Source organism: Armatimonadota bacterium (genome assembly GCA_020354555.1).
GTDB lineage: Bacteria > Armatimonadota > Hebobacteria.
This window is the reverse complement of sequence record CP070648.1, coordinates 2,874,392-2,880,166: the sequence shown is the minus strand read 5'-3', so window position 1 is coordinate 2,880,166 and position 5,775 is coordinate 2,874,392. Positions and strand designations below refer to the sequence as shown.

At 68.2% G+C, this 5,775-nt stretch carries 3 protein-coding genes; 2 read left to right on the top strand and 1 reads right to left on the bottom strand.

Going from position 1 to position 5,775, the window contains the following annotated elements; all coding sequences use genetic code 11:
- Positions 1-141 precede the first annotated feature (141 nt).
- Together JSV65_11770 and JSV65_11765 are read left to right on the top strand one after the other, a co-directional pair.
- The gene (locus JSV65_11770; protein UCH33249.1) at positions 142-1,224 is read left to right on the top strand and encodes a PD-(D/E)XK nuclease family protein; all 1,083 of its coding nucleotides are present in this window, start codon (positions 142-144) and stop codon (positions 1,222-1,224) included.
- Positions 1,214-4,729: a UvrD-helicase domain-containing protein gene (locus JSV65_11765; protein ID UCH33248.1), complete on the top strand. Its 3,516-nt coding sequence runs from the start codon at positions 1,214-1,216 to the stop codon at positions 4,727-4,729. The genes JSV65_11770 and JSV65_11765 overlap by 11 nt, the downstream gene beginning before the upstream one ends.
- A gap of 30 nt (positions 4,730-4,759) precedes the next feature.
- On the opposite strand, the gene JSV65_11760 is transcribed toward JSV65_11765, so the two are convergent.
- The coding region (locus JSV65_11760) for a DUF4127 family protein (GenBank protein UCH33247.1) at positions 4,760-5,775 on the bottom strand (1,016 nt) is incomplete at its 5' end.

Sequence of the window (5,775 nt, the reverse complement as noted above, 5' to 3'; positions counted from 1 at the left end):
CTATTCGACCCGAAGCCGGAGCGCCGCGGGCGCGATTTCTCCGACCAGGCGCCCGCGCCGGCGCGGGCCGTATAGGCGCAGGACTGGGCGGCGTGCAACCTGCACGGCTTGGCCCGCGACCTGCCGGTCACCGAGCAAGCAATGCACGCGGCGCATTACAACGCGTGGCTGGGTCGCGACCAGAAGCGACCGGCTGAATGCGCGTCCCCGGCGCCCCCCTATGCGGATGCTTTGGCCGACCGCGAGCTACTTGCCGCGCTTGAGAGTCGCGACCGCCCTTACAGTCCCGCGGAACTCGAGCGCTACTTGATCTGCCCGTACCTCTACTACTGCGAAAAGCTGTTGGAACTACAGCCGCTGGAGCGCGAAATCGCACCGGTGGATTACGGCCTTCTGCTGCACGATGTGCTGGCGCGGCTGTACCGGGATCTCCACGAGCAGGGGCGCGGCGCGGTGGACGTGGCAGCGCTCGACCCCGAGCAGGTCGTCGCGCGCGCCTGGGAACTGCTCGACGAGTGCCTCATGCGCCAGCCGCGCTTCGCCAATCTTCCCGGCGCGCAGCGCGACATCGAACGGCAGTCGCTGCACGGCATTCTCACGCGGTTCCTCTGCGCGGATCTCGAGCAAACGGCGAAGCGCGACCTACGCCCCGCGTACTTCGAGCTCCAGTTCGGTTCGCCGCGCCGGTCGTCCGCAGATGAGCGGTCGCAGCCCGGCCCGCTCGACCTGGGAACGACGGGCGAGCGAAGCGTGCTCATCGCCGGGCGTATGGATCGCGTCGATCTGACCCCCGAGGGCGCGGCGCTGATTGTTGATTACAAGCTGGGCAAGGACACGCCGGACATGCGCGGGGTCAAGGATGGCCTGCTATTCCAGGCGCCGTTGTACGCGATGGCGGCGCGCGAGATCTTCGGCCTCGATCTGGCGGGCGCCGAGTACGTCTCTCTGCGATCCGGCGAGCGCAAGGGGATGTACCGCGATCCGTCGCTGCCGCTGAGGAAGTCCGGACACAATCTGATACTCTCCGACGACGACTTCGATGCGACGCTGACGGGTGCGGCGAACGCGGCGCGGGCATGCATCGAGCGCATTCGCCGCGGCGAAATGCCGCGCGGGCCGCGGGACGAATGCCCGACCTACTGCGCGTACCGAAGCATCTGCCGCATGGATGCGTGGACGCTGCGGCGCATTCAGGCCGAACGGGGAACCCGCGATGCCGGATGAGACACTGACCGAGCAACAAAGGATCGCGGTCGAAACCCTCGACGCCGACCTGCTCGTCAGCGCCGGCGCGGGGACGGGCAAAACGCGCGTCCTGACTCACCGCTTCAGCCACATCGTCGAGACCGGCCGCGCCGCTGTTGACGAGATCCTCACCCTCACCTTCACCGAAAAGGCGGCGCGCGAGATGAAGCAGCGCATCGTCCGCCGCTTCGTGGAACTGGGGCGCGAGCAAGAGCGCCGCCAGGTCGAGACCGCCTACATCAGCACGATCCACTCCTTCTGCGCCCGCGTCCTGCGCGAGAACGCCCTGGAAGCCGGGATAGACCCGTATTTCACCCAGCTCGACGAACCCGAGGCGGCGATCATCCAGCATCAGGTCTATGATGATCTCATCCGCCGGGCGCACGACCAGGGCGACGCGGCGACACTCGCCGTTCTGCGCGACTTCGACTACCGGTCACTGCGCGGCGTGCTTCACTCGCTGTATCGGCACATGCGCAGCCTGGGCAAGGCGCCGGCGGAATTAGCGGTAGCGCCGCCGGAGGATCTCGCGCCCGTGGTAGCGCAGGCGCGGGATGCAGTGCACGACGCACTCGCCCTAGAGAGCGAGGGCGCCAGCGAGGCGCTCGCGCGCGTTCTGGGAGACGTGCGCGGCTCGCTCGAGCGCATCAATGCTCTGCTCGATACGCGGCGGTTCGACTGGGCTGCATGGGGCGCGCTTGATGATGTCGCCAGGCTCTTCAAGGGCAACGTGGGCACGAAGGCGCAGAAGCCGGTGCTGGCGCGCGCCAAGGAAGCGATCCTGTCGTTCGCTGCCGCGTTGCTGTCCCACGCTGCGGCCGGGCAAGGCGAGGCCGTGCGCCGCCTCCTGGCCGCGTTCGACACCGCGTACGCCGCCGCCAAGGACGAGGAGGGGCAGCTCGACTTCGACGACCTGCTCGTCAAGGCGCGCGATCTGTTCGGCGCGGCGGAGCACCCGACGGCGACGGGGCTCCTCTATCGAGAGCGCTTCAAGTTCTTCCTCATGGATGAGTTCCAGGACACGAACCGCTTGCAGATGTCCGTCGTCGCGCCCATCGTGCGGCCGCAGACGCGGTTCACGGTCGGGGATGCCAAGCAGTCAATCTATCGCTTCCTGTATGCCGACGTTGATGTGTTCCTGGGCCGCGAGCGCGAGATCACGGGTTCCGGTGGCGCGCCCCAGCCGCTCAGCGAGAACTTCCGGAGCCATCCGCATTTGCTCAGCTTCACCAACGCGTTCTTCCGCGAGCTGTGGGCGGAAGACGACTTCCCCTTCGGCCCCTTGGAGCCGGGCACGGAATTCGGGGCGCGCGACGAGCCGCGGGTCGAGGTGCTGCTTGCCGCAGACGCGGAGAACATGCCCGCAGCTCGCGCGCAGGAAGCCGAATTGATCGCGCGCCGCGTCGCCGAGATAACCGGCCACGGCGGGGGCGACGCGACGATGCTCACGGAGCAGGGCAGAGAGTGCCGCGCACGGTTCGGCGACATCTTGATCCTCTTTCGCTCCACCGCCGACATCCAGCTCTGCGAGGACGCGCTGCACGAGCGCGGCATACCATACTACACCCTGCGCGGCCGCGGCTTCTTCCGCACCCAGGAGGTGCACGATCTGCGCAACCTGCTCGCGGTGCTGGAGAACCCGCTCGACGATGTCGCGATGGCCGGGGTGCTGCGCTCGCCGCTGGTCGGCGTGAGCGACGAAGCGCTCTATTGGCTCGGCGCCCCGGCGGCATACGCCGAGCGCGACGAGGACGAGCTGCCGCGCCAAAGCGCGGGACGAATCGCCGCCGGCCTTGCGCGGGTTGAAGGCATGCGCAACCTGTCCGATCAGGACGCCGAGCGGTTGCACGGCTTCAGCGCGCTGCTCGCCGAGTTGAGGCAGGCAGCGGCCGAGAGCCGTGTGGCCGATCTGCTCGACGAAGCCATCCGGTGCACCGCCTACGACCTCAAGGCGCTGTGCCAGCGCAACGGGCGGCGTCGCTACGCCAACATCGAAAAGCTGCGGCAGATCGCTCTGTCGTTCCAGAGCAAAGCGCGCTTCACGCTGCGCGACTTCCTGGACTACCTGGAGACGCTCGAGGTCGTCGCCGAGCGCGAGACCGAAGCCCCCACCGAAGCCGAGGAGGCGGATGTCGTTCGCCTCATGACCATCCATGCCGCAAAAGGGCTGGAGGCGCCGATCGTCATCATCGCCGACCTCTCGCGCCAGCAGCGGTCGGACAGCGATCCCGCGATTCTGTCCGGCGCTGGCGATATCGCGGTGAAGGTGCGCAATCCTCTGACCGACGCGCTCGTCGAACCACCGGATTACACGCGCCTGCGGGACGCCGCGCGCGCGGCCGACATCGGGGAAACGAAGCGCCTGTTCTACGTCGCCTGTACGCGAGCCAAGGAGCACCTCCTGCTGTCGGCCGGCGTGGTTGGAGCAAGAGCTGCGTCGGGGACGCAGAAGCCCTACAATGACCTCGGCACCTGGGCGCAGTGGGTCGGAAAGTTTTTCGGGCTCACGGAAGCCCCCGCTGCGGAGGGAGAGCTGTTCTCGGGCGACGGCTTTACCGCGACCTTGCGTTCCGACGTTGCTGATCCCGCGGGCATGAAGGAACGCCCGTCGGGCTCACTCCTCAAGCGATTCAGAGCGCGCATCGAGGCGGGACAGCCGCTTGATCTCACAGCCATCTCCGCGGACCGCGACGCCGCCGCGCTGTCCGCTGAAGCTCAGGCGGTCGCCGAACGCGTCGCAGTCGGCGTCGCGCCGCAGCCGGCGTGCCCAAGCGCGACGGTGACCGGCGCTATCCGCTATCACCTTTGCCCGCGGCTCTACGAGCTGACCATAGTTGACCGCGTGCCCGAGCCGGACGGCCCGCGTGGAGATGGGGACGATCCTCGCGTTGCCGCCGAGGATTACCAGGATCCGCGCAACCGCGGCACGCGTCTCCACGACCTGCTGCGCGGGATTGACTTCCACGGGAGCTTCGACGATGAACTGGAGCGTCTCACGCGCGACTGGCCGGAGGACGAGCGGGCCGACGGGGTCGAGGTGCTGACGCGGTTTCGGGGCATCGAACTGTGGCAGCAACTCGCGCAGGCGGACGCCAGACGCGAGCTTCTGCGCGAGATTCCCTTTTCGGTTCGCTTCGACGACGGTATCCTGCGCGGTCAGGCCGACGTCCTTATGAGACACCGGGATGAATGGACGATCGTGGATTACAAGAGCGGCGCGCGGCACGACGAAGAGCATGGCCGACAAGTTCAGCTCTATGCGCTTGCATGTCGCACGCTCCTCGGCGCGACGCCCGCCCGGGGCATCATCTACTACCTCGACCTCGGCGAAACCGAGACGGTGAGTATTGACGACGCCGCGCTGCAGCAGGCCGCCGCCGCCCTGGTGCAAGCCATGCGCGGCATCGCCGCCGCGGACTTCGAGCGACGCCAGGGCGCGGCTTGCGCCGCGTGCGCGTTCGCGCCCGCGTGTCAGGACGCATAGGCAAGACGTTCCCCGGGCAGCCGACGCCGCTTACTCGAGCGCCACCTCAGCTTCGCACTCGACCTCGAACAGGCGCGGCCATGGAAGCTTGATCTTCAGCTCGCGCAGTCCGGCAACGCGGTGATCATCCACCTCCGCGCCCTCGAACTGCTCGGCGAACAATCGTCCCGCAAGCGCATCGAGTTGCCCGTCCACGTATGCGGAAACGCGCCGGCGGCCGCGCCGCAGGTTGAGCGGCCATTGGTCAAGGGACTCGCGGGCGAAACGGTAGGCGTGAGGCCGCACGACGGTCTGATACCCGTAATCGTCAACCAGTCGCTCGAACAGGAACTCGACGTGCGCGCGAGTCGCCGCATCACGCACGCGGCCTCCACTGCGGCCACTCGCTGCCTGGCGCGCCATCCATCGCAGTGCGGCGTGTGCGAGGGCCGAGCCGAGCGTGTTGCCCGCCGTGTTCCATGCCGCGAAACCCGCGAGATGCGGCATCGCCCCGTGAGCGCCGAGCGCGGACACGAGCGCGGGGTCTGCGCCGTTGCAGTAGGCTGCGTCTGCGAGAGCCACCTCCCTCCCGCTGCGCGCCAGTCGCATCAGATGCTCGACAAATGGCGCGCGCGGCGCGGAGGTGGGGGAGACTTGACCGATGTTCGCCTGTCGAGCCACAGGCGGCGCATGCAGCCCGAGCACGATGTCGGCGCTTCGCTCTTCGGGGGCGATGCGAAGCCCTGCCGCCGCGATCTGCCCTCCGACTGTCATCCGCAGCGGCCGATCCTCGAACAGCGCGACCGATTCCGCCCCGCACGGCGTGCTGTAGAGTGGATACACCCCGGCCGCCAGCCCGAGCTTCTCGGCAGCGGCGCGGGCCAGCAAAGTCATCCCGACCTCATCCGCGCCCGGGTAGATGTGCACCGCGTCCGCGACGCCCAGCCGCCGCGCTTCCTCGCCCAGCTCTGCCTGCTCGGCGATGTGTGGCCCGGTCGTGGCGGCATCCTCCTGGGCGAGAACCAGGGAATCCACAACCCCCGCCTCAACCAGTGACACGAGCCCCT